Annotated in this window: 21 protein-coding genes and 3 pseudogenes; 4 read left to right on the top strand and 20 right to left on the bottom strand. The window is 58.6% G+C overall.

Translation table 11 applies throughout. The features are described from left to right. Positions 1-31 precede the first annotated feature (31 nt). From VOI29_RS08450 to VOI29_RS08470, 5 genes are all read right to left on the bottom strand, one after another. Positions 32-745, bottom strand: coding sequence for a TraK domain-containing protein (locus VOI29_RS08450; RefSeq protein WP_323777832.1), 714 nt, complete (start codon positions 743-745; stop codon positions 32-34). Positions 746-753: 8 nt separating this feature from the next. Next, positions 754-1,308 (bottom strand): TraE/TraK family type IV conjugative transfer system protein, encoded by a 555-nt coding sequence (locus VOI29_RS08455; RefSeq protein ID WP_323777834.1) that lies wholly within the window; start codon positions 1,306-1,308, stop codon positions 754-756. Next, complete coding sequence (gene traL, locus VOI29_RS08460) at positions 1,308-1,595, bottom strand: type IV conjugative transfer system protein TraL (protein WP_035919424.1); 288 nt, start codon at positions 1,593-1,595, stop codon at positions 1,308-1,310. The genes VOI29_RS08455 and traL overlap by 1 nt, the downstream gene beginning before the upstream one ends. Positions 1,596-1,652: 57 nt before the next feature. After that, on the bottom strand, positions 1,653-2,018 hold the full coding sequence (locus VOI29_RS08465; protein WP_222506016.1) for a hypothetical protein: 366 nt from the start codon (positions 2,016-2,018) through the stop codon (positions 1,653-1,655). Between the two features lie 229 nt (positions 2,019-2,247). Beyond that, positions 2,248-2,628, bottom strand: a complete 381-nt coding sequence (locus VOI29_RS08470) for a hypothetical protein (protein ID WP_323777838.1) — start codon at positions 2,626-2,628, stop codon at positions 2,248-2,250. 520 nt (positions 2,629-3,148) lie between these two features. Between VOI29_RS08470 and repC (VOI29_RS08475) the strand changes: the two genes are divergently transcribed. Then, complete coding sequence (gene repC, locus VOI29_RS08475) at positions 3,149-4,408, top strand: replication initiation protein RepC (protein ID WP_323777840.1); 1,260 nt, start codon at positions 3,149-3,151, stop codon at positions 4,406-4,408. Between the two features lie 15 nt (positions 4,409-4,423). On the opposite strand, the gene VOI29_RS08480 is transcribed toward repC (VOI29_RS08475), so the two are convergent. Continuing rightward, positions 4,424-4,666, bottom strand: a complete 243-nt coding sequence (locus VOI29_RS08480; protein ID WP_323777842.1) for a hypothetical protein — start codon at positions 4,664-4,666, stop codon at positions 4,424-4,426. A 112-nt stretch (positions 4,667-4,778) separates the two neighbouring features. On the opposite strand from VOI29_RS08480, the gene VOI29_RS08485 reads away from it, so the two are divergent. Further along, positions 4,779-6,428 (top strand): RcgA family putative transporter, encoded by a 1,650-nt coding sequence (locus VOI29_RS08485; RefSeq protein WP_323777845.1) that lies wholly within the window; start codon positions 4,779-4,781, stop codon positions 6,426-6,428. 96 nt (positions 6,429-6,524) lie between these two features. After that, entirely contained in the window at positions 6,525-7,481 is a 957-nt protein-coding gene (locus tag VOI29_RS08490; RefSeq protein WP_323777847.1) for an alpha/beta hydrolase, read from the top strand. A gap of 474 nt (positions 7,482-7,955) precedes the next feature. Here the strand turns inward: VOI29_RS08490 and VOI29_RS08495 are convergent, their stop codons facing one another. The 10 genes and pseudogenes from VOI29_RS08495 to VOI29_RS08540 all read right to left on the bottom strand — a co-directional run. Continuing rightward, positions 7,956-8,693: a TerB N-terminal domain-containing protein gene (locus VOI29_RS08495; RefSeq protein ID WP_323777849.1), complete on the bottom strand. Its 738-nt coding sequence runs from the start codon at positions 8,691-8,693 to the stop codon at positions 7,956-7,958. A 116-nt stretch (positions 8,694-8,809) separates the two neighbouring features. Beyond that, positions 8,810-10,096, bottom strand: a complete 1,287-nt coding sequence (locus tag VOI29_RS08500) for a Fic family protein (RefSeq protein WP_323777851.1) — start codon at positions 10,094-10,096, stop codon at positions 8,810-8,812. Positions 10,097-10,422: 326 nt separating this feature from the next. Then, positions 10,423-10,902, bottom strand: a pseudogene (gene scpB, locus VOI29_RS08505) (SMC-Scp complex subunit ScpB). Between the two features lie 75 nt (positions 10,903-10,977). Continuing rightward, positions 10,978-11,376, bottom strand: a complete 399-nt coding sequence (locus VOI29_RS08510; protein ID WP_323777853.1) for an ATP-binding protein — start codon at positions 11,374-11,376, stop codon at positions 10,978-10,980. Between the two features lie 62 nt (positions 11,377-11,438). After that, entirely contained in the window at positions 11,439-12,146 is a 708-nt protein-coding gene (locus VOI29_RS08515) for an IS6 family transposase (RefSeq protein WP_323777855.1), read from the bottom strand. Between the two features lie 50 nt (positions 12,147-12,196). After that, positions 12,197-13,511: pseudogene (locus VOI29_RS08520) on the bottom strand (ParB/RepB/Spo0J family partition protein); the annotation flags it as partial. Between the two features lie 106 nt (positions 13,512-13,617). Further along, positions 13,618-14,673 carry a plasmid replication protein RepC gene (gene repC / locus VOI29_RS08525; protein WP_323777857.1) on the bottom strand — a complete coding sequence of 352 codons (1,056 nt, stop codon included), beginning with the start codon at positions 14,671-14,673 and terminating at the stop codon, positions 13,618-13,620. A 240-nt stretch (positions 14,674-14,913) separates the two neighbouring features. Beyond that, positions 14,914-15,882: a plasmid partitioning protein RepB gene (gene repB, locus VOI29_RS08530; protein WP_323777859.1), complete on the bottom strand. Its 969-nt coding sequence runs from the start codon at positions 15,880-15,882 to the stop codon at positions 14,914-14,916. Beyond that, entirely contained in the window at positions 15,882-17,081 is a 1,200-nt protein-coding gene (gene repA / locus VOI29_RS08535) for a plasmid partitioning protein RepA (RefSeq protein ID WP_323777861.1), read from the bottom strand. Before repA ends, repB begins: the two co-directional genes overlap by 1 nt. 366 nt (positions 17,082-17,447) lie before the next feature. Further along, a pseudogene (locus VOI29_RS08540) lies at positions 17,448-17,912 on the bottom strand (recombinase family protein); the annotation flags it as partial. A gap of 78 nt (positions 17,913-17,990) precedes the next feature. Here VOI29_RS08540 and VOI29_RS08545 point away from each other — a divergent pair. Next, positions 17,991-18,113: a hypothetical protein gene (locus VOI29_RS08545; protein ID WP_323777863.1), complete on the top strand. Its 123-nt coding sequence runs from the start codon at positions 17,991-17,993 to the stop codon at positions 18,111-18,113. Positions 18,114-18,756: 643 nt separating this feature from the next. Here the strand turns inward: VOI29_RS08545 and VOI29_RS08550 are convergent. The 4 genes from VOI29_RS08550 to VOI29_RS08565 form a co-directional block, all read right to left on the bottom strand. Next, on the bottom strand, positions 18,757-19,923 hold the full coding sequence (locus VOI29_RS08550) for a hypothetical protein (protein WP_323777865.1): 1,167 nt from the start codon (positions 19,921-19,923) through the stop codon (positions 18,757-18,759). Continuing rightward, on the bottom strand, positions 19,920-20,411 hold the full coding sequence (locus VOI29_RS08555) for a hypothetical protein (protein WP_323777867.1): 492 nt from the start codon (positions 20,409-20,411) through the stop codon (positions 19,920-19,922). Before VOI29_RS08555 ends, VOI29_RS08550 begins: the two co-directional genes overlap by 4 nt. Next, positions 20,408-23,392 (bottom strand): MobF family relaxase, encoded by a 2,985-nt coding sequence (mobF, locus tag VOI29_RS08560; RefSeq protein ID WP_323777868.1) that lies wholly within the window; start codon positions 23,390-23,392, stop codon positions 20,408-20,410. The genes VOI29_RS08555 and mobF overlap by 4 nt, the downstream gene beginning before the upstream one ends. A 1-nt stretch (position 23,393) precedes the next feature. Then, positions 23,394-25,074: type IV secretion system DNA-binding domain-containing protein (locus tag VOI29_RS08565; protein ID WP_323777870.1), on the bottom strand; the 1,681-nt coding region annotated here is incomplete at its 5' end.

Raw genomic sequence — 25,074 nt, forward strand, 5'->3', positions numbered from 1 at the left:
ATCTGGTTCTTTTTGCGGTCTTTCTGCGCCATCACTTCGCCCTCACAACAACAACCCAGGACCGCTCACCGGCAGCGAGGCTTTTTTTCTGAACCCAAACCGACAGCACGCCGGACCGGTAAAACTCCTGTTCCCGAACCTGCCGAGGCGACTTGCCAGCCGCAGCCACACGAACCTCGCCAACCAGCTCACCGGTGCGGTGCGAGGTGATCAGCGCACCATGGCGAGCGCTGCCCGGGCGCGGGCTGCGGATCTTCGATCTGATGGTGTCGCGGGTCGCGGCTGTCAGCTGAGCTGCAAACCCGTCGCCGCCGCCAAGTGAGGTGCCGGCGAAGCCGCCGCTGCCCGCAGCAGCCTCCGGTTCCGGGTTCTTGCTTCTGACGGTGATCAGCGCGGTTTGCGTGCTCGCGCGGATCGGCAGGATTTCATAGGCAACCGTCAGGCCCTTTTCCGTGACCAGATAGCCGCCTTCCTTTTCCGGCATTCCTTCCGGGCCTGCATATTTGAGGAATAAATCCCCGGTCTTTTCGTCGTTGCGGACCTGATAGACCGAAGCCTCGTTGTCGTTGACAATCGAAGTGATCCGGTCGCCCACGACACTGACGCGGGTTATGCCGGTGACAGATGCCTTGAAGCGGACAAGGCCATCTTCTGAGACGGTAAAACGCTGATCTGCCGCATTCACCGGGCCAGCCGCCGCCAGCCCGGCTGCGAAGACCGCAGCCAGTTTCAAAGTCTTCATCATGGTCAGCTTCACTCCTCCGCTGAGATTTTCCCGATAGCGGCGAGCCGGACTGAACCGGCCTGCGGCTTGAACCGGATCAAAATCCGGCGGTCTTCGCGGGTGACTTGAGTTGTTTCCAGGTAGGTGGCGAGGTCACCTTCAACCACCACTTCATAGGTGGCAAAGTTGTGCTCGATCTTCCGGGGAAAGAAGACGGTCGAGATCTTGCGTTCAGTGATGTCCTTGGCAATCCGGTCGTAAGTATCCAGGATGCCGGCCCGCTCAGCCGGGCCGCTCAGCCGTTCCAGGACACTGCGCCCGTAATGAAGGGTCCGGGGCGAGCTATTGTACATCGCATAGACCGCATCCAGCGCAAGCGCCTCAACATAGCCTTTATCCACTGTTCCGCGCGCCACCATCCCGTCGCTGACGGTAGTAGGCACAAGAACCACCTGATTTGACTGCGAATAGAGCTTGGCCGACAGCATCACGACGGCACCAACCAGTCCAGCCGATACAACGCCCAGAGTTAGTACCGCTTTCCGGGAGCGGTTCAGGGCTTTGTTCATGTTCTGAAAGTTCATCACGCCCTCCAGGCGCTGACAGCGCTATCCGGGAAGGACCGATAGATGGTGATCTCTTTCGGAGTGATCCAATAGAGAAGAGCCAGCAGCCCATGCAATCCACGCTCGCCCTTCACACGTTTCCAGATGAAATAAAACGCAAGCCCGGCTGCGAAGCCAAAAAACGCCTGACGGCCCAGGAGGCCCAGTACAATAGGAAACATTCCGGCCACCGCTTCATCGGCAGGCAGGAAAAAGAACTGCGGCGGGTCTTGCAGCCTCTGTTCCACTTTAACGACCTTGTCCATGCCTCTTCCTTCCAGGAATTGCTTCCCGCACCCGAAGGCACGGGAAGCAGGTCCGGATCACTGAGTGACGGTTTCCGAAACGGGGGCCTCCACGGCCGGCAGCTCCAGAAGATCGGTGCTTGCAGTAACACCGCCGAGGCTGGTGGCGGTTTGGACGCCGTAGCCCAGGAAAACCGCAACACCGATGGCAATGAAAACATGGCCCCAGCGGCCGGTAACTGCCAGAGTTGCGCCACCGATGATCACAGACAGGATCAAGATGACGTAACCACCTGCACCATCGAGAATGGTGTTCAGGTCCTGGCCGAGCGCATAGAAACCGGCTTCAACACCGGTGTCCGAACCGGCCGCCATTGCGCTGGTTCCAGCCACAGCCACTACCGCAGCCATCGCGGCAGTCTTCAGGGTCTTCGAAATGTGCATATCCCTCGTTCCTTTCGTTGTTTCAGATGCACAGAAATAACCCGCGGGTCCGACACCGCGGGATCTCGTCCATTGCGGACGAAATTCGGAATGTGTTTGAGAATCAGGAAATTCAGCGCATGCCCGGGCTGCGTGCATACGTGGAGCAGACCCGCCACGAGGCGTAGCTGCGGGTTCACGCACAGTTTGAAATGGACTGCCCGCAATCTCCGGGCGTGCGGCGCCTTGGTTAGTTGTCCGCCCCGGTGCTGTCCTCGCCGGTTGAGCTGAGTTCAGCCTTGCCATCGGGCCCGACCATCCAGGTAGAGAGGGTTTGGTCTTCGGGATTGAAGACCAGCATTGAACCGTCTCCGTATTGCAGATGGTGCTTTTTGAGAACGCCCGGCCAAAGGCTGATTTGACGTTCTTCAATGAACCCGGTCGGCCTGGCGTTGGTCGCGACCAGCACGTGCTCCTGGCCGTCGACAATGTAAATACAGTTGTAGGCCGGCGCACCGCTGTTCACCCCTGGTTTTACCAGGTCATACCGAACTCGAAAGACTTTCCCCGCCTTTTTCCAGCTGTTTACGCCAGCGACCGTGACCAAGGATTGATGTCTCTCTATCGGCATGTGTCGTCCCCTGTTGGCGACGGCTTCCTAGCAAGATGATTGTTCAACGAGAAGCCACCGCATCCCGCAATCGACGCTTGCCACGATTATCAATTTCGTGTCAACAGACGAAAACAAACCGATGTGAAATTTTGTGCATCTCGAATTTTGTTTCACCCGCCATTGCGTGAGCACGGAGACCAGGAGGATAGCCAAGGATTTGCAGGGACCCGTGCGGTGCCCCGCCATGGACTGCGCAGGGAAATAGCGTGTGCAGGCGTTCACCGACGAACCGCCGGGTTGAATACCGGCATGCAAGAAACTTCAGCCCTGAAAGGACAAACAGCCCATCACATCACGCTGAAAAGCGAAACCCCCGCAAGGCGTAGCCAATACGGGGGGATGCAGGAAAATAACTTGTCACCCTTTTCCTAGTGCATCCCCGGCATAGCAGGCAAGTGAAAACGCATTCGTGCGAACAAAGATTTTTTGCCTTATTCGTAAGCCGTTCCGCCTTGCTTCAATGACACGGAGCAAGAAATTGAGCAGATATGCCCATGCCTCACAGAATGAGGCGAAAACCTTTCCGGTACTTCCAGGAAACATGCAGCGCAGCGACGTCGAGCGCGTGCTGAGACGAATAGCCCCTGCACTCGGAATGAATGATGGCCAGTTGACCGTTGTGCTCGCCATGATTGACGAAACCAGGCCATCTGATTGGACCGACCCGGCAATGGAGCCGGTCTGCTTTTCTATGCAGTCAAATATCGCATACCAGACCGGCAAGGACGAACGGACGGTCAGGCGCATAGAAAAAGCCCTGGAGCAGGTCTTCGGTTTCATCCGCAACGAAGCTGCTATGAATGGCCGCCGCTGCCGCTACCGGAAGGCTAACGGTGAAGAGTTCCGCCAGGGCATCGTTTTCACTCCGTTGATTGAAGCAATTCCCCGCCTCATAAGTCTGGAGGCCGATGTTGCATCCGGCAGGATTGACCGGTCTGTGCTGAAGCAGAAAGTCAGTGCTGCAAAGCGCCGGATCAAATCACTGCTGATGGAACTGCAGCCGGTATATCCCGAAAGCCAGATTTTGTCAGAGCTGGCGCAGGAATTCACCGGCTGGCCCGCCCGCTACAACGCTTCTGTGTCAGCAAGCGCGTTGCGGGATCATTTGGGTGAGGTCAGCACGGTTCTTGAAGAGCTGCAGGCTTTCGCCGAAACGAAGCATGAAGAGTCCGCCCTGCCGGACAGAGATGTCCGCCGCTATATACAAGATACAACTCAAGAAAAAATTGTACCCTGTAACGATCCCGTGGAGATCTGGGCTGCCCGCAAGCGGGCAAGCATGGATGTTTGCGCTGCACAGCCTGACGGCCGTGCAGATTGCTTAGAAAAACAGTATGCGGCGCCGGATCGGGTTCACAAGGACGATGTCCGAAGCTTCGGGGCCCGTCTTACGCTGAACAGGCTGTTCAGCCTCTGTTCCAGCGACATGCAAATGCAGGTCATGATCTCCCGCGGCGACAGGACAAACTTTCATGAGCGGGATTTCATAAACGCTGCCATTGACCGGCTGCATCCCCTCGGCATTCACCCTTCTGCCTACCAGGATGCTGCCGGTGAAATGGGAGAAATCGCGGCAATGCTGTGTGTTCTGCTCATCGACCGGAACCGCTTCCACCCGGTTACTCCAATAGCCAATCCGGGCGGAGCACTCAGGGCCATGACCCGGCGGCATGCCGCTGGACAGCTGAACCTTGTGCAGAGTTTGTTCGGGCTGATGAAACGGGGTGACACCGGATGACGGCTGCGCATACGGCTACCTCCAATCCAGTTCAAATTCTCCCGTGTTCCAGAAATAGGCGACACCGGTCTTGCCCCGCGCGTCCTCAACCTGGGCGACCGGAACCGCCAGTTTTCTGACACCTTTCCTGGCACGATGCGCAGCCCCCTCCGGGCGTTCACAGGCTTTGAGAGAGCGTGCGGCTGGCTCGTACCCGCTGAGCGGTTTTCCGACCCGCACACCCATTGCTTCTATGGCTTCTTTGATGCCGTTGTTCATTGGTTAGCACACCATTAAATTGAATCAGCGTGCTGAATACGTCGATTCAAGCGAGTGGCACGATAGGATACGAAGACTTGCGAAACATAACGAAAAGAAAGTTTTTAAGCTATTGTTAAAACGAGATAAATTCTTTCAGCCTCCATCATCGACCGGAGGGACATTCAAAGACCTGTTCAAACAGGCTGCAGCCGCCGGCGTCGGCCGGCCCGTGGACAAGGACGGGTTCCCTGAAGGGCCCTGGACGCCGGATCTGCTTGCCGATGCAATTTCTCAGATCGATGCGAACCGGACCGGCATTGATCTGCGCACCGTTCAGCTCTGGTTTCAGGACAACGAGAAGGGAATAAGTGCAGACAATATCCGCTGGCTTGCCAGAGTGTTCGGGTGCGGAGACCCAGCAGCAACCAGCGAATGGCAGGCAGAACTGACTGCGGCGCAATCGCGGCTGGCGGCGAAGAGACGACAGAAAAGAAAGTCCGCGCCGCAGGATCAGCTGCATGTTCCGGATGCCGCCTTGAGCAACCTGGCGCTTGTGCCAGAGGTAAGACCACAGGATGCCGCCGCAGTCCCGCCAAAGCGGCGGTTCAGCCTGGCGAGGACGTCCGAAGCCCTTTTCCACGGCCGCAACTCATTGAACTTGCCGATTGCAGTTTGGGCTAGCGGCGGAGCGCTCTGGTTCCTAGCCTATATCATGGGTGTCCACAGTGTCACCTACAGCCCGATCGAGGGCTTGGACAAACAAGTCGGGTTCTATTGGTCTTTGAGCTGGACCGTTGGCGAGATGGCCTTGCTGCCGCTGTTCCTGATATTCGCGGCAGAGCTGCTGTCATTCTGGAAAGAAGACGGGCGCGCTTCGCTGGCAGCGATCCACGGGGATTTGACTGACGATGAAGGCTGGACGCGCAAGGTGGACTCATTCTCCTCTTCATATTGGGCGATCTTCCTGATTTGTTTTCTGATGGTCTTTTTTGTTCAGTGGGCAGGAGTGTATTTGCGCACGCTCCTGCAGGGCGACCCGGGTAATGCCATGCTGGATTGGATCCTCGTGGTCCTCGCCCGCCCCGAGGTGGCATCGGTCCCGGAAGCTATCATGGTGTCCATGTTCGCATTCCTTTATTCTGGTATGATCTACTGGTTCTTTTTCATCGGTCTTCTCTTGCTCTACACGATTGTCAGTGACTACTGCGGAGTGCGCAGTGCCCCCGAGCTTGACACCAATGAAGAGCACCAGCGCCAGGTTCGCGAAGCCGGAACCAAAATCATGCGGGGGATCTTTCGCTGTACGGTTTTGGGGATCCTGCTTGCCACCTGCATAAAACTGAATGCCGCGTATTTGATATCAGATGGGGCGACCGTCGCAGACTGGCTGATCAACGATATGCGAGCAGCTTTCGGTGTGCAGAACGCAGAGTGGGGTTGGCTTGACCAGAGTCCGTCCCCGTTCTTCACAAGTTTCCTTCTTCTGTTCGTTACCTGCTTTGTATTTTTTGTCTGTTTCGCCCAAATCTATTGGGTTCTGGACCTGTCTGCGGTAGCAGAACCGCCTGTCGGGACAAAAGAAAGCCGGCAGGAAGCCCCAGTTAAAATTTTGTGGTTCAAGATGGTTTTTGTCGTTGTTCTGCTCGCCGCCACGTTTCTCCTTGTCGGCCAGTTCCACGGCTTTTCAATTCTGCTGGCCGGCAGTGTGGTGGTTGCAATCGGCAGTCTTTTCTGGCGAACACAGGAGCAGGAATTCAGAAAATTTGCGGATGCGGCCTGAGCACTATCATGGCTGCCGCCGCGGAACGCGGCTCTGGCGTGCCGCAGGCGAGCTGGTTGTGCCTGAAAAAACTTATAGTGAAGAGACTTATTGATAATGGAAAAAGCAGTTTACTACTCCGAGGCAGCTGAAGGCCCTGAAAACGGGTCGGCCTATTGGATACACGCAAAAGACAATGTACGCCTCCGTGCGGGGCTGTGGAAAACCGGCCAGGTTTGCAAAGGCACTGTGTTCCTGTTCCCGGGTCGCACAGAGTACATAGAGCTATGGGGCCGCACCGCCGCGGATCTCGATAGGCTGGGCTATTCGGCATTCGCAATCGACTGGCGCGGGCAAGGTCTCGCTGACCGGGTCACCGGGGACCGGAAGACAGGCCATGTGAAGCGCTTTTCCGAATTTCAGATGGATGCCGCCGCGATGTTCGAGGCTGCAGAGAAGCTGAATCTTCCGAAACCCTGGTATCTGATCGGGCATTCGATGGGTGCCTGCATTGGCTTTCGCGCTTTGACGGAAGGCCTGCCAGTGTCGGCGTGTGCATTCACCGCACCGATGTTCGGGATTAAACTTTCCCTTATTGAGCGTATGGCAGCGTGGCCTCTGACATGGGCCGCTCAAGCCTTGGGAAGAGGCCACATTTATGCCCCCGGTTATACCGGTCAAACCTATGTTCTGGGCTCTGCGTTCGAAGGCAACAAGCTTACAAACGATCCGGATATGTATCAGCACTGGGTAAGTCAGGCCCTGTCGCTGTCCGAGCTGCAAATTGGCGGACCAAGCATGGGCTGGCTGTTCCAGGCGCTTCGAGAAACCCGGAGCCTGTCAGGCGTGGCATCTCCGCAAATCCCATGCATCACCTTCTGCGGCGATCAGGATCAAATCGTTGACATTCCCGCGATTCAAAACCGCATGGAACGCTGGCCCGGTGGCAGTTTGGAGTTGATCAAAAATGCCAAGCACGAGTTGTTTGCTGAAAGCCCCGCAGTCCGCGAGAGGATCTTTGCCCAAATAGATCGGCTGTTTTCTACGGCTATCAAAAAGGAACAGGCTGCTTGAGGGGAGTGCTGTTGGTGAGGTGAAATCATTGGTGGCTGCCGCGAGGCACGGCCAAAGTAGAGTTTGGCGGTTCGAGGTGAGCCGGTCGCAGTGCCTGACGTATAAGGCCAAGCCACTGTGAAGTAACCGACTGGATCTGGTTGCGATGTTCACGCGGCTTGGAGATTACCGATACCGGGAGCGGGTCTCCCGGTTGATCCGCAGCTTTGGCACAGCCGACGGCATGGCAGAGGCGAAGGAGGCACTGCAGGCATTGGTTGAGCGGATCGTGCTGACGCCTGCGGCGGAGGGTACTGGCCTTGATCTGACCGACCCTGGAAGGCGATCTGGCCGGGCTCCTGCGGTTGGCGGCGGGTGCGGAAGGATTGAACACGAAGAATGTGTATTGACCCAGCGGAACCTGCTCAGATTAAGCCGCTAATCTGAATGCCTCGGCAGGCGAGCGCATGGTACCGGGTCAGTTCTCAGTGAAAATCAACTGCCGGGGTTATATGAGGCATCGGCTCGCCCGCTGGCCAACCAGTCGAGGTAGGTCGCCCGGCACTGAGGTGAGATATCCGAGTACCCCGGCCAGTAGGGCATATCTTCACCAGCTTTGTCGGCTCCAGAGCGCGCGACCGACAGGGATGGATCGATATAGGCTCGGCACTTGTCACGATACCCGTAGGTGTTCAGCAAGGGAGGCGTGCCGACATAGACCATCCCGCCGATGTTGCGGCCGGCCACGCAAGCTGTTTCGCTAGACGGGACCCACCCGCTTTTCGTTGATCGGGACGATACGCTCGATGCCATTCGCGAGGGCTGGTTTCGTTCAGCCGCCGCGGAAAGAGCTGGCGCTGCAGACTTTCCAGCGCGAACGATTTCGGCGTAGTCCTGCTTTGGTGGGGAGTAGGCTTGAACTGCAGCCGGTGCTTGGGAAGCAATGGCTTCGCGAGTTCGTTCGATACGCTTGTCGTAGGCACTTGGTCGGGCTACCGGCTCAGGTCGGGGTGTTCGGGTTTCGGAACTTCCCTCGGCTTGCGCTTTTGCAGCGACTTTCCGCGATCTCCGCTTTTCTTGCCACCAGACCAGAATGACAGGAACACCGAATGCAAAAAGCATCTGCCCGCCAACCGGCCAACCCTGAAGCATTGTGGTCACCACGACAATGCACAAGAAGAAATACAGAACGAGAAAGAATGTAATTCGAAAAAACTTGAGCATTGAAGACATTATCGGAACCCTCTCCGAACCACACTATTTTGGATGCCCATCATTGCAACGACTATCGCAATGATTGAATGCGCTTCTTATGCGTCGACGTTCTTCGGTCCGATTCGATCGACGATCTAGCGTAGGTTCACTCCTTCCAGATCATCTGGTTTCAGCCTATAGCGGATTACGTTGCCTTCATGGAGCCCTGCGATCTGCTCACGGACGTAAGCGACAACGTCTGCTCGATCAGCATCGGGTACGCCAGCAGCCAAAGCCATCTCATCAACCGCACCGTTTCGGAACTCCTTGAACTCGAGAACGCAACGCCGGACCGCGGCGCGAACAAAATCCCGATAGGCAAGGGCAGCCTTTTCCGGGCTCTCCACCTCAGCGCGGAGAATTCGGTATTTTTCGGCGGAAGCCAAATACGCGTCCATGTAGACCTCGCGCAACAGCGCGACGTTGTTCAATTCATAGACCCCGATGAGCCCATCGATATAGTCGCTGTCGTCCATCGTCGTGAACGACATCGGCGCAAGATCCGACTTCAGAAGTGGGATGTTCGAGGCCACGCGCGAGGTCCGCTTGTTGACGTCGGCAAAGGCCTGAAGATACGGGATGTGCACCAGGAGGAAAAAGGACTGCTCGAACGGATCGGTGATCTGCGCAGCCTTGTGCAGCAGGATGTCGAACTCCTCTGCGATCGTGACCGCATCGTCGAGCGGTCGATAGCTCGAGTGCGAGATCCCGACCGGCATCGCACGCAACCGGCCCGACATCGCCGGGTCCGCCAAAAGACCGTCTGAGAGCAGCGCATGGATCGCGAACAGATCCGGACGCCGCAGCCCGATCTCATCAAGATTGTCTACGACATACTGGATGGCTTCCTTGTGGTTAAGGATCATCAGGGCTTCTTTTCGATCCTTTCCCGCAGCTTCTTCGCCAAACCTGATCAGTCGCTCGGTCTGCAGAATGTCGTAGGTGTTACCCTCCATCCTGGACGACGCCCAGCTGAGATCGACCAAAAGCTGTTCAAGGATCCGGCGCGCGTATGTTCCAGCCGGAATTGCGCCGCCCTGCGGACGGCCGGCCTCCAACAGTCTTTCGCGGTCTGGTGCAGACAAATACCAGGTCTTTCCCGGTACGTATGCGTCGAGAAAATCCGGTCGATAGAATACCGGAGCTCGCCTGTTATATGGCGTCGTCAAATGCGCCCGGACGACCGCGCCCCCGGCAATCCTGTATCCCGTCGCCCTGCCCTTGCCGGATACTTCGAGGCGCCCCTCATCCACCATGCGCTTTAAGAGACGCCATACGGTGGTTTCGCTCACATCCCTTGCAACGCCCTTCCGGATGGCATCGCGTCCGGCGCCCGGGTTCTCGCCGACAAATTCGAGAATGTCTTGATCCGACAAGGCCATGAAACGATATCCCGCAAGTGTGAAACGATTAGGATATTGATACACCTACATTTTTCCTTGGCGCAAGTTTTCGTTTCACGGATTTTGCAACGATTAAGGCGCCAGGAGGCAAAAGCCGCCTTCGTCAAAAGGACGAAACGATTATCACCTTGAAATCATGAATATTTCTGGCTCTCCGCATGAATCGTTGCACTACAGATGAAACGATAAACAGAACGACCGAGTTTGCACTAGGCACCGGCAACGGAGACCGGCAAGATATGAGGCTGCGGGCAAAACAATATCTTTGTCTCAGTGCCTTAGCGCTCGAAAAGATCGGCAACGTGCTACCCGAAATCGACTTGTGGTGCTTCCGCCGCAACCCCAGCATCCACCAGCTGCTCCCGATCGGGAAGATCGCGAAGGCTCTCCAACCCGAAGGCGACAAGAAACTGCTCGGTCGTGACGAAGGTATAGGGTGCCCCTCGCCGGGGCGACCTTGGCCCGGTCCCGACCAGGTCGCGCGCATACAGCCGCCCGATCAGGTCACGGCTGATCTCCTTGCCGAAGATGTCCTTGAGTCCGTCGCGGGTGATCGGTTGATGGTAGGCGATGGCGGCCAGAACGGCGACGTCGAACTCACTCAGGTCCAGTAATTGATCCCCCACGTCCGCCGCAGCGCGGATCGCGGGCGCGTAGGCGGGTCGCGTCCGGAACATCCAGCCGCTGGCGACCTAGGCAATCCCGAACGCCCGCCCCTCCAGATCGGCGGCGAGGTCCTCGACCGGCAGGTCGACCGAGGCCCCCTGCCCCACGACCCGCGCCAGGTCTTCGCGCTATAAATGCTGGATTGAATTTCCCCAAGTTCTGGCGCAAATTGCTCCACCTCGCGGGTTCGGCGATCAGCCGCGATGGTGATCGGCACCTCCGTTTTTTGGTGGACGGCCGCGCCGTTTCGGCGGGAGCGGCGGTGCACTGTTGGCATGGGCGCTGGTGTGCTCGGGGATCAAGTCAGCATGTTGGCGCAACCGGTAGCTGGCGCCCTCGATCTGGACCACTACGGCATGGTGCAACAGGCGGTCCAGCAGTGCGGTTGCGACCACGGTTTCCCCAAAGACTTCACCCCATTCGGCAAAGCCGCGGTTTGACGTCAGGATCATCGCCCCTTTTTCGTATCGCGCCTTGACCAGCAGGAAGAACAGGTTGGCGCCGCCGCTGGTGATGGGAAGGTAACCGATTTCATCGACAATCAGCAAAGACGCACGGGCGTAAAACCGCAGCTCCTCAATCAGTTCGGCCAAGGTGCAGCCATGGCACTGTAAAGTTAACCGGCCTTGCCCGAAGCTGGGGCTGGCTGCGATGTTCACGCGGCTCGGAGATTAGCGATATCGCGCCACGCATCAATGGCGGCGGTGCGGAGCTCGCGAACTTCTGCGGATGTCATCTCGTGGCGGGGCAGGTGAAACAGATTTGCAATCGGATCGTGAATGGAGACGAAGCGCTGCATGTACCGAGGCGTCTTGAAGCGTTTCATAATGCGTTCACGCTTTCGGATAGGCTGGTGGGAGTTTTCGGCCCGGTTGTTCAAACCCTTGTGCGAGCGATGTTCAACCCCCGGCATGATCGCACGCCTTGCCGCTGGGTATGAGCGAAGCTTGTCGGTGATCAAAACACGCGGTGGATGACCTTGCCGGGTCAACAGTTTGCGCATCAGGCGAAGAGCAGCCCGCCGGTCGCGGCGGGCTTGGACCAGGACCTCCAGCACGAACCCTTCCTGATCAACGGCCCGCCAAAGCCAATGTTTGCGTCCCCTGATCGAGACGACAACTTCGCCCAGATGCCACTTGTCGCCGAGCTTGCCAGCCGACCGGCGGCGGATTGTTGTTGCGAATTCCCATCCGAACTTTTCGACCCAGGCCCGCACTGTCTGATGCGATAAAGTGGTGCCGCGCTCGGCAAGAAGATCCTCAACCATCCGAAGGCTCAGCGGAAACCGGAAATACAGCCAGACAGCGTAAGCAATCACTTCGGGCGGGAAATGGTGGCGGCGATAGAAACGGGCGTCGGTCATGCCGCCATGTCGCATTTTACGCGGCCAGCCGCATTAACTTAACGGTGCCCGCCAAGCGCCTGACAAGCAGAAGTGATCACCGTGCCATGGCCGATACCATCCACATTACTCCCCGCTGAAAGCTCAGCGCCCTGCCCGCCTACGGCCTGTCCACCGCGGTGGACGTCGGCATCTTCCCGAAGCTCATCCTCGGGCCGCACAAAGCTCCGATAGACGTCAAGCTCGCCATAGCTATCAAGCGCCACAAAGGCCCCTGCCCGCGCGATCTCCTCCGCGTCGAAGATCAACGGCCGAGTCTCGAGTCTCCATCGCGACTTCTAACTCGCCAAGACGCGCGTCGATCTCTTCGGGGAATTCATCCTGCCCGGCGTACTACTCCTCGAGTGCCCGATATTCGGCGAGAAACTTGGCATGGGCCGCGCCTTCCTCATCCGTCATCGGTGCCGGATCGCCGCTAAGCCGTCGCAGGCCATGGCTGTAGCCATAGGGTAGGTCGAGCGAGACCTCGATCCATTTCCTACCTTCGGTCGCGATGGCTTCGGCTTCAGCCTGAAGCTTCTCGCTGACCAGACGATCGAGCAGTGCAGGGCCTTCCAACCAGCCGCCGTCGTCGCCCTTAAACAGGTCGTGCAACATGGTGCCACCCGCCGCCTCGTAGGCCTCGACGCCGACAAAAATGGCGCGCCGGTCCGAGGTCCGCACCGAGGTTTCGGTCAGCATCCGCCGGATCTGATAGGATTCCTTGTTCCACTTAGACCGGATCGCCTCCCAGACCTGAACCTGGCGCTCCTGATCCGGATTGACCGTGAAGGCCATCAGTTGCTGCAACGACATTTCATCCACGGCATAGAGCTCGAGCAGGGCAGGGGCCACGGCGGCAGGTTTCAGGCGCTGTTTGACCACCTGCGGTGTAACGAAGAAGGCGGCCGCGATCGCTTCATCGCCTTGGCCCTTCTCGCGCAAAGCAACGAAGGCGCGGAACTGATCGAGCGGATGCAGGGCAGCGCGCTGCATGTTCTCAGCGAGCGAGTCATCTTCGGCGAGGATCGCGGAATTGGCGTCCCGCACGATGCAGGGAATGGGCGCCGTCTTGGCCAGGCGTTTCTGCTTCACCAGGAGAGACAGGGCTTGGAAGAGCCGACCGCCAGCGGGGATTTCGAACTTACCGGTCGAGGAACTATCATCAGCCAGAATGGGCCGGACGCTCAGGCTCTGCAGCAACCCGCGGCGGGCGATGTCTTCGGCCAGTTCCTGGACAGAAATGCCGCCCTTGATACGCCGGACGTTGGACTGGCTCAGCACGAGCCTGTCGAAGGGGATATCCCGTGAGGGAGACCGGGTGATTTTCTGGGCAGATTTCGCCATCAGATATTCTCCACGACGGGCACCGGAAGCCACTCTTCCGATCTCACTTCCCGTCACCCCTCTCACAGCCCTTCTCTGCCTCTCAACATGTCCACCGCGGTGGACATCATGCAGGGGCTGTCCGAGAACGAGAAAGCCTCTCCAACAAGAGTGATGGATTGAAGTCAGTTTCTCTGCGACCGAGCGTGATGCTGTGGAAGTACGCTCCAAAGTCTCGGATGCGATTGCTCATTTGGAGAATTATGAAGATAGCGCACGATGCTTTTTGAGAGCCGATCTTCTTAGCAGCGCTTTCGAAGGTGCTTTCGTGGATTCCCATCATTGGAGCGAGTGTTCTCGCATGGCTTTCGACATCGTGCCAGGTCCTAAGTGAGTTCGTGGCGAACGATGTGGCTTGGTCACAAACGGTTGTGAGTGTTTGCAAGGGAGGTGTTTCTCTGTCGCTCGCGCTTTCTAAATCTTTTTGTTCTTTTTTAGACTTAGAATGGTGCCGGACAGTTTGCCCGTCATTGGCGGGCAATTTCACTGTTTCTGGTGCGTCCACCGTGGTGGACATCTGTTTGCATTGAGTTTCCAGTTCGTCGAGCAAAGCACGATACTCCGCGATCGAGAGCTTCCTCCGAAGAACTCGGCGTACCTGATGAGTGAGTTTGTTCTCGGGGTCAGTTTCGTCGAGATGTGCAAGTCTGGTTAGGATTTGTTTTCGCAAGAACACGCGATCCCGACGCGCGTTTTCCATCTCTTGGGCTGCCGCAAGTAGTTCGCCGGCACACGCCAGAAACGGAGCCAGCGACAAGCCATAGCTAATGGACTGACCTTCGGACGACTTCACTCGGTATCTTTTGCGATTTGGGCTGTCGTGGCGCTTCATAAAACCGAGTTCGACAAAGCGATCGATGTGTCTACGGAGGGTTCGTTCATCGATCCCGCCAATTCGGCGGCAGATCTCGTCGTTGGAAGCGAACACCGTATCTCCATGTCCAGGCTTGAGAAAGCTCAGCATCGCTTGGAGCGTTTGAACATGCCCTGGACGGAGACCGAACAGGTTGCGAGTGTCTCTGAGCGCGCGGAAGACTGCCCAGATGTCGGTTTCAGGTGTGGACGTGGCAGGGGTGCCCTTGCCGACACCAAAGGTCTGAACGGAAAGCTTTGTGAATGCCATATCTGTTGAACGACGACCGTTGCGGCCCACAACTTCCCCGGCTCTTCACGCCGTTTTTGGCGAGAAAAGGCAACAAAACAACGTCCACCGAATCGGTGACTCTTGACCGCTATGTCGGAGATTGCTACATCATAGGTGCTAATCAGATGATGAGGGCTCTCCGAGGGAAACCTTGGGGGGCTCTTTTCTTTTTGGTCTTCGCCTTTCTCCTCTGCTCGTGTTCTTGGTTATGATCGGGGTTCAGGTCCCCGAGCCTCTCTCATTCTGCCATTGTTCGAAAAGCTGTTGCAGCGTGGTTTCCGCGCGCTCTTCGAGCCATTGGCCGAATTCCGGGTTGTCCTTGCGGGTGATCTTGATAGCGATCGACTTGCCATCGACTGAAAGTGTCCCGACAGGGCTACCACTTTTGTCCTTTACCACGGTCGTTTGGCCACGGGCGCTTTGGTTGGCCGCGCCACGCGCCTTGCTGGAGCAAGCGACGTAGACAGTTTGAAACTTGTCCGAGCTTGGAGTGGTGTCAGGGAGAGAGGCAAGTGTCTCACGCGCAATGTCGACAAGCGGAACCTTCTCTGAAAGTGCAGCCAAATCACCCCATTGGCGTCGACCGACGCCATGAGCCGGGCCGATAAGCCGGACAAGCTCGTCAGGCAGTTGCTCGATGACTACACGATGGTTCGACACACCTTGCCGGGTGAGGCCTAGAGCGTCCTGAATGACGCCTGGCTTGTAACCAGCTTCTTGCATCTCTTTAATAAAAAGAGATTTTTCAATGAAAGACGGATCCAGCCGCAGGTTGTTTTCTTGACCTTGCGCGATCAGAGAAGCATCGTCATCGAGCGTACGAACGATCGCTTTGACGGTTCCACCAACTCTTCGAATGGCTGCAAGCCTGCGACGTCCGTAGATGATGCGGTATCGATCCGGTTGGTCAGAGGGGCGAACCATGATCGGCACTTGTTGACCATGCTTGCGAATGCTTTCAGCGAGATCTTCAATGCTACTATCTTCCAGGATCAGGCGATCCCGGAGACCATCCATATCGATCCGGTCGGGCTCGATATCTCGGATTGAGTTGGCAGTGATCTCTCGGAGAGAATCCCGCAATCCTCCAACCGAGCCAGGTAGCTTCGTGGACTTGACCGGGGCAGGGGAGGGTGCTGCCGACTCTTTTTCGTCCTTCGGAGGTTGGTTGAAGATATTTCGGGCCATCAGCGACGCCCCCATGCCATTTGGATTGTCTGCTCCAGCTCATCGGCAACGCTGTTCACGCTGGTCAAAGCCCGATCAATTGTCTTCCGAATGAGCTGGCTCGGGTCTACCTCGTATATGGATTGCTGAGTCATGCCGGCGTCAGAAATGGCTGTTGACTTCAGCATCGGCTCGGTCATGACTTGGCCCGCAAGGATTGAACGCAGGTACCCGGCCATTTGCGTTTGTGGTCCGTCCGAGGGCTCGTAGCGTGTGATCAGGAACTTTACGAAGTCCCAAGTGACATGCCGTCCAATCGCCTCTTCGACGGCTTTGACGGTTTCCGAAGCAAGCTTGAGAAACTGACTCATCGAAGCGATGTCGAGCATGCCGGGGACCACCGTCACGAGCAGGCCCGTGGACGCTGCCAATGCAGTCAACGTCAGGAAGCCCAACTGCGGAGGGCAATCGATCAGCACGATGTCATAGTCGGAATCGACTTCCTCTAACGCCAGAGCAAGACGCTCTGCGAAAATCGGCTGAACCCTGCGTGCAAGGGCATTCGCTGTCTCGGTCTCGTATTCGGACAACATCAAGCCAGCCGGGACCATGTCGAGCTTGTGGAAGTATGTTTTCTGGATGACCTCCGAGAGCGGAACCTGATCCTCGTATCTCAAGGCGTCATAGATCGTGCCGCCTTCGGCGAATTCGAGCTCAGGCCGGAAGCCGAAAAAGGTCGTCAAACTGGCTTGCGGGTCGAGGTCCAGCACAAGCACACGGTAGCCGCGCAGGGCATACCTGTGTGCCAAATGTATCGTCGCTGTTGTCTTCGAGCTGCCGCCTTTGAAATTCACGACCGAAATGACCTGAAGACGGTCGCCGTCTCGGCGGCCGGGTCGGTACGCGTCAGCATTTTTTCCCGTCCGCGCCAAAATGTTGCGGAGGTCGTCAACTTCTTCGGCCGTGTAGAATCTATGACCGCGACCGTCAGTGTGAACTTCTGGGAAGCTGCCATCTTTGTGGCGGTTGCGCAGGTTCGACGTACTAACGCGCAGCAACTCGGCGACCTCGGTCGAGCTGAAGCGGCGCAAGGACTTGCGTTCTTCTGGCTCGAACGCAACTTTCATTTGCCGGTCAAGCGACTCAGCAAGACTGTCTGCGAATGCTCCGATATCGGAAGAGCCTATGCCTTGCGCGTAGCCCGTATTTCGATCATCCATGTTCTGCCGCCTCTCATGGCCTTTGCTAAGGCTCTTTTTCGTTCTGACGGCCGAAGCCACGTCTGACGCGTTTTGCCGTCAGAATGGAAATGCCATGAACATCTGAGTCCGGCAAGAAGAATCTAGATGTAGTGGAAAAGTTATCCACAGCACCAATTCGAGCGCTTGGGGTCTGCGCTAGATAACGCATTGATTACTAACGACAAAGACTGCATCTGGCGAAGCCGGTGTCCTTCGAGATATTTTCTGCTTGCGCGAACTAACCCCAAGCCTTTGTTGGATATTTAGGTGGTTTTAGTTCAATTGAGGCGATGATTCTGGAAGATTATGGCCGAGGGACAAGAGTAGTTTGCCGACCATTGGCGCCTACAAAAGGCCGAGGCGCTCTGCCCACTCCAGCAGCATTCTGACAGAGGACCGCTGCCAGTTGGTTCGCCCACGAGGGGTGCGCTCACACATGGATTCCAGTCGGTCGCAGATTGCCTGCAGCGTGATATCAGGATCCGCGCCTTTGATAGCTGCGACAATTGCCGGCAGGCGGTCGTCGGTTTCGCGACGTCCAGCGCGTCCGAGCACTTCATCCGGCAGGAACCCGTCCCGCACATATGCCTTCACGGTGCGGAGCAGGCGGCTTTGCGTCCAGTGGTGGCCGTTTGGCAGGGGGCCATTAATGATCCTCAGCACGTCTTCCCAGGCCATATTGGGTCGAAGTCGTCGGACATGTGGCACCCAGTCCTGAGCCGTCTCGTTCAGCCGCTCCATGTAGCCATCTTGCCGCGCCAGTCGCACCTTGCGTAGCGCCGCTGGACCGTGAGCGCGTAGGCCCGGATTTCGATCCGAATTAGCCATGATGGATCGATCACCCGCGAAAGCGGCAATGAGACCACCTGGGTGGAGGCCGACGGATCTGTGCTGAAGAAGACAGAGTTCGCGGAAGCCAGCATCTCCGCCGACGGAGTGGATCTGGCACGCCGCACTTCCGATAGCATTGCAGCCGTTGGCAAAGATGGCATCATCGCCAAGGCGCGGTAGGGCGGGAGTATCCCCGCAGCATTGATATCTGCCCCGAAATGCGGGCAACTGGAAACAGCAGTTGCCCGCATCAGAGCCTCAACCGGGCGGAGTGCAGGCGGCGGTAACCCCGGCCGGATTTGTTAACCGGAAACCTGCTACAGTCTGAGCCGCCCCGGCATGTGTCCAGGGTGATGAGCGACAACCACGTTGTCCGGCACCGACAAGGAGGTTGACGCCCTACACCAGGGCATCCCGTGGTTTGGAGGGGCATTTGACTGTACACGGCGCACTCTTTTTTCTGACCGTATCCTGGGCCTCGATCTTCGGGGTCTGGTCAGGGCTTTTTGCGGCCGTGTATTTCCTCTTTTTGTGCGGCGTAAGATCGGGCGGTTTTTTCCGAAGTCTTGATCAGCTCTCAGTCTGGAGGCGAGGCTGACAAGTTCAGAAACCGCCGCTCCAATTGTTCATCGCCGGGGGCGGGTACTAGACCGGCTGCCTGCATGTCGCATTCAGCGCCCTCCTTCAGAAGCTCGGATAGCTGCCTTTTGCGCCATGAAGGCTTCCCATTTGCCTGTCTCCAGCCGACATTGAACTGGAATATCTGAACCCCGCTTCCGCGATGCCCGTGCGCTTATCACGGGTGGGTGGGCGGCGGTCCGGATCATTGCCCCAGCTGTGTCCAGTCTGTGCTCATAGGTGTTGCCTGAGCCGCCAGAGAGGCTGCTGTGATCCGCGCTGTTCCGGAGTCAAAGATCTTTTTCATCTGGTCACCGTAGAAAGTCCGAGTAATTGTCGCGCGGTTCCCGGCATATCCATGATAAGCAGACTTGCCCGATGCCAGCGGCAGGCCAGCCCAGATGCGCGCCAGGTTGTCCATGAACGCGGCTCGTGACATCCGGCCAGCCGCGAACTTCTGATACCCGGCGTCAGAAATCAGAAGCGCGGCCATACGGTTCTGTGTGTCCCGACTGAACCGGGTTCCGTCAGGCAGGCCCAGACGTTTCTGTAAGTTAAGCAAAGTCGAAGGTATGATCTGGAAATTTCCGATGGCATGGGGCTGGCCCGGCGTGCGGTCGATCCAAGCGTAGATTTCCGCAAGCGTCATCTGCGAGGGTTTCTTGCCGGGCTTCACCTTGGCGCCGTGATGGATCGCGTCATAGCGGCCGCCGGGAGCTTCAGCAAATGCGATGAGGGCAAACAACTGCTCGACATTGGAGCCGGAGGGAAGGCGGAAGGTGGCCGGGGCAGGGGGCTGCTTTCCCGGCCGCGAGCGTTCAAAGGCATCAAGAGCGACCCACTCACTTTCCCTCTTGGCGAAGTTCCAGCCGCCCTGGGAGGAAGCCGGAGCAGAGGCCAGACTTTCGCGGATTTCGGTGGTCTCTTTCAGGTCGAAGCTGCCGGAGCTGGACCAGTCTCCGGCAGAGACAGCCGCAGGAGCCAGGAGCGCCATCAGGACGGCCGAAAGCGCAGTCCGTGACCTCTGACCGCAGAGGGGAATTGAGGCGCTTTGCGCCGCTCCACAAGCGGGCTTTTGGCTCAGCCCTCCCTGATGGCTCGGGCCAGCAACGCCCAATTCGGCCCTTCGGTCCTCATAGAAGGTCCACACATCACGCAGCAAAGCTGCAATCAGCGCAAGGCGCTGATTTAATTGCCAAAATTGGCATTTCGGCAATCGGGTACTGCTAGACCCTTGTGGAGCCTTATTTTTAAGGGCCGGAAGGGCCAAGCCACAGGGGATGGCACGGTCGTGGCACACCGTGCCACGCGAATGGCACGGGAAGCCAAAGAATGGCAGGCCGCTTTCCGGCCGTTTCAGCCAGGTGCTCACCGCTCGATCTCCGCTTCTGTTTTCAGCTCCTGTTCCAGGCCGCCGCGCTCCAAGTCCCGCAGGATTGCTGTTTGAACAGAGGCCTCGTTTTCCCGCAACCTCTCCAGCTCGGCATCCCCGAGCAACCGGGATTTCGCTTGGAATTCTTCCACGCTCGAATTCGCCAGTGCGAGGATCGTTTGATGCTCCTCGTTGCTCTCGCTCATCAGCGAGGCGATCAGCACGCGGGTCATTTTCATCTCCAGGGTGGCGGCATGGGTGAGGCTCTGAAGCGCCTCCGTCTGGTGCGCAACGGCCGCCTCCAGGGCGGCGAGCCGCGCCGCCAAAGGGGCGTTGCCACCGGCATTGGCCTGCGCGTTCTCCAGCTGCTCCAGCAGACCGGTAATGGCGTCGTCCAGTGCCTTGGGACGGTTCCCGTCCTGGCCATCAATCAGCAGCCGGGCCACCGGTCCGAGGACAATCCTGACGTTCTGCGATGCCTCACTCATCGTTCAATCTCCTTCTGGCGTTGCAGGATCAATTCGGCCTGCTTTTCAAATTCCTTCATCTTCTCATCGAGGAGGCCGGGCAGGGTGGGAGTCTCCGGGTCCTTCTCCCTGGCCTCTTTCTCCTTCACCTCGTGCGGTTTCTCCTGAGCCTGTTCCCTGATTTTCTCCTCTTCGGGCTGCCGCTCACGGGTACCCGCGAGACGCCCATCCATCCAGGTATCGAGCGCGGTCTGGCGGAGGCCGGTTTCCCGCTCGATGGTCCTGGACAGGCGCTCGGGATCCTCGGTCAGCAGTATTGCCTCATCACGCGCCCGGCTGATCTCCACGTAGAAACTCTTCCGGGTCGCCAGCCGTTCGGTGGACCGCATGGCCACGATCACCCGGTCCACGGACTCGCCTTGCACGGCGTGCGCGGTGGCAGCGTAGTCATGCTCCAGCCCGCGGGCGGCGAGGCTGTTGTCTGGTACGGTGATGCGGGTGCCGTCCGGTGTTTCGGCTTCAATGACACCGCCGGCGGTTGATTTGATTTCAGCCCGGAGACCGTTCTTGATGCCGCTTTCCGGGTCTGTGATCCGGAACCGCACCTGGTCCCCTGCGGCCATTCTGCGCTCTTCCCGCTCGTAGGCCACAAGCGTCTTTCCAAGCTCCCGCTGATTGAACCTGGCATCAAGGGGAAGGATTGACCGGGTGCCGGTTTCCTCATGCTCGACGGTCAGCTTATTGCCCCGGTGATCGGCCTCGCGGACCACGTAGAGGTTGTTCTTCCGAAGGCCGTATTCCTTGCTGGTGGCCACGGATATGACCACATCGCCGCGGGCGTAGCTGCGGGCGTCGGCCAGTTCTGTTTCGGTCAGCTGTCGGTTCAGAAGGCCGCTCACCTTTGCCTCTTCCCCTGCCAGCTTGCCCTCCTGCCGCAGGCCAGTGCGCACCGCCTCGTTGACCTCTGAGCGGGCTGCGTTGGTGAGGGTGAGGATCCGGGTGCTCTCGCGTTCGGCCGGGGCCAGGGCAAGGTATCGGACGGCTGCGTCCTGGCGCGGATTATCGACCTTGAGCACGTTGTCCTCCAGCCGTTTGAAGGCGGAGGTCACCTCGCCGCGGATCGCGTGATAGACGGAGGCTTTCAGATCCTCGTCGCGTTGACGGCGGATCTCATCCATCACCGCGGTCCGCATCCCGGCTTTCTGCAACTGGGCGAACGGCTGACCTGCCGCAACCGCGTCGAGCTGCCGGGTGTCGCCTACGAAGACGACGCGACGCGCGCCGGTGCGCTCCGCGTAATCCATGAAGCTGCGCATGTCCTGGGCCGACACCATTGAGGCTTCATCGACCACAAGGATGGTCCTGCTGTTGTCCGCCTCCTGCGGATGGTGGCGTTCTGCGGTAGTGACCTTGGCGAGCGTTTCCGCGCTGCCGAGAACGCTGGCCAGCTCCTGCACCGCCTGGTGGCTCGGGGCCATGCCCTTCACCTCATAGCCGCTCTGGGCGGCGTAATGGGCCATCCGTTCCAGCATGAAGGTTTTGCCGGTGCCCGCGAAGCCCTGCACCCCGACATAGCGGCCTTTGCCGGTCAGGGACGTTTGTATTGCCGCACGCTGCCCGCCGGTGAGACTGGCCGCAGCGGCGAGTTTTGTCAGCAGAGTGCTTTCACCGCTGCGCCCGCTGTACCCGTTCAGCTCCAGACCGCCGGCTTTCTCTGCCTGCCGCCATGTGGCCAGGATGGAGCGTTCCAGATTCACCGAAGCCCTGTCGGTCAGGATCTGCCCGTCCTTTCCGCTTTCGAAGAGCCGGCCAGCCTTGATCTGGCGGTTGATTTCCGTGTCCACCGCCTTGAAGTCCGAGCCGGAGGCAAAGCGCATGGCGGCCACAGTGAGGTCGGCCCGGCTGTAAGCGGATTCCCGTTCGCTGATATGCGCGATGGCGCGATCCACAGCCTGTCCGGGGTCAGTTGGCACGCCCGTCACAGCAGCGGCGCCGGTCAGCATGGCCTTGGCCCTTTCAAACATGCCGGTCGGCTGGCCAGGTTCCGCAAGGGGGATGATCGGGCGCTGCTGATCAATCGGCACCACAGGCTGAGGGGCAGCGTGCCCCATCCGGCCGAGGTCCAGCTGGTCCCGGCTGAGCCCGGCAGCCAGCGCATCCGCGCGCCAGGTTTCCCGCAGCGCGTCCCGGTCGACTTCCTTGTGTTTGGCTGCGCGTGTGGCAAGGGCCGCCTTGCTGGCATTATCGGCCGAATATTCTACACCTTTCTGTTCAAGGGCTTGCAATATTTCCTGGCGCCGCTTGGAGAAAGCTTCGGTCACTTCCTGCGGAATTCCGGAAATATTCACTTCGCCGTATTTTCCGCGCTCCGTGGCAATACCAAGATTCGCCATCCGGTTCTCAAAATCGGAGCGGTAGATTTCCGTAATTAGTTTTTGGTTTTTGTAGACGGCGTCATTCCGGAGAGCCGAAAATCCGCCGTTCTCGTTTTTTACCATGTTTGCAACGACGGCATGGCTGTGCAAATTCGGATCCAGCGCACGGGACGTGTCGTGCCGGTAAATTCCGGCAATGATGCCTTCCCCGTTCTTTGTGACGATTTCCCCGTCCTGCTGGAAGCGCGTTTTTATGAAACGCTCTTCCACCACAGTCATAGCCGCGCGCACCGCGGCATCATGGGCGTCTATGATGCGCGCGTCACCGATCACCAGGGCTGCCACTGAAGCTGACTTGGATGCGGAAAAGGTGAGGTCGAGCCCGGGCCGGTGCTGCCGTTCGCCGTCCACATAGCGGCCCATCAGCTTTCCGTCTGGAGCCAGGCCTTCGAGCAACTGCGCGAACTGTTTGTCATCGGCATAGCCGGTCAGGCTGTTTTCCTCTGCAGCCTTGCCGAACCAGGCGGCTGCCTTTTCGCCTTCCTCGGTCCCCGCTTTGTAATAGCCTTCCTGTTTATAATAGCCGCTGGCCGCTGCCCCGGCCGAGACGGTGGATATCGACATCATGTCACTTCACTCCCCGGATGGCGGTCTCAACTGCAAGCAAGGCGCGGGCGGCGGACGTTTTGGCGAATACCTCTGTCAGCTCCACAGGGTGCTGCGGGGTCTTCCGGTCCGGCTGGGCATGGCCGTTGACCGGATGCGTCCGCCGAACACGGGGCAGGGCAGGCCCGCCGGCGGCTTCCGCATCGCCCGAGGGTCTAGATTGGCCCGGGCTCTCCGCTGCCAGTGCAGCTTCCGGTTCCGGGTGTGCCGACGCGGTGCCGGGGTAGGGGAGCGCGGCGGTTTCGCGGGCTTTGGCGGCCCCGTTGCTGACAAAGCCTGCGTAAGGATCCGGCGGGCCGATCTCTTTCACATCGCGGCCGCGTACCCGGGCTGTGGCAAAGTGCTGCCAGTACCAGTCCCGTTCCGAGATGCTGGCGGGATCCTCGATCAGAGCCGCACCTTCAGGGCGCACGCGGTCCAGGAAGCGGAAAAACTCAGCCTTCTGATCTTCTGCCTTCAGGGCTGCAAAGCCCTCTTCCGCGGTCTCGCCCTCTTGGATTTCCACGTTTAGCGCGGTGACCTGCATTCCGCCGGCATCGAAACCGTTGCCCTTGTAGGGGACGAACTTTTCCGCGGCGGCCGCGGTGGGTACTGGCTCAAAACGCACCCTAGCGGTCGGGGCGTCATAGGCCGGACGGAAGTAGGCCACGAACTGGGGCAGGGACTGGATTTCCGCCGGGGTGACAATCGCGCGCTGGGTGCGGCGGCCGACGATGCCCACACCGTCGCGGGTGTCGTGCGCGCCGAGGGTGATGTTTTCCTGCTGCTCGATCACATCCTCTTCGCCAAGAGACCGGGAGGAGCGCTGCGCCGTGTTGTAATCCGGGGTGTTGAACACAACCCGGTTGTTGAGGACACCGGAAATCGTCTCAGCAGCCTTGCCTCCGTAGATGTCCTCCAGCTGGGAAAACACCTGGTAGCCGACAACAAAGGCGCCGCCGAACTGCCGGATCTCCGCAAGGCTCTTGGGCAGGAAGGGCATCTTGTTGAGGGTCGGCACCTCATCAAGGAAAAACCAGATCTTGGGGTCGCGGCTTTCCTCCGTGGTCATCAGCGCGTTTGCGGCCACCTCAAAGACGGTCGAGACGATGTTGCGCACCGCCGCCGACTGCTCCGCGTTGCCGGTCAGGAACACAAAGCCGGGCCGGTCATGCACAACCCAATCCCGGATCGAGAAAGGTTCGGCATCATCGCGCAGGTATTCCAGAAACCGCAGCTCGGTGATCATGTTGGCGCGGATCGAGCCAGAGGTCTTGGCAACATGCTCTCCGAAGAAAAGCGCGCCGGGTGTCGCTGCCACCAGCTTGCCCAGCTCCTCTGAGGGAATCTTCATGATGGCTTTGCGAAGGTCCGCGTTGGTGGTCTGTCCGGCCTTTGCCAGCTCGCGGGCTGCGTACTGAAAGACCAGGCGGGCGGATTGGGTCCAGAAACTGTCCATGGCGCCTTGCTGATCCGGGATCATCACCTCGGCGATCTGTGCAAAGCCTTCCAGTGACACCACCTCGTTGAAGGGAGACCAGCCAGCAGAGCGCTCATCGAAGGGATTGAGGATGGTGTCCTGTTCCGGGTCGTAATGGTCGCGCAGCAGCCCGCCCATACGGTCATAGATGATGGCCCGGCCGCCTGCCGCGCGGATGGTGTTC

It is taken from the genome of Leisingera sp. (genome assembly GCF_034669605.1).
Taxonomy (GTDB): Bacteria; Pseudomonadota; Alphaproteobacteria; order Rhodobacterales; family Rhodobacteraceae; genus Leisingera.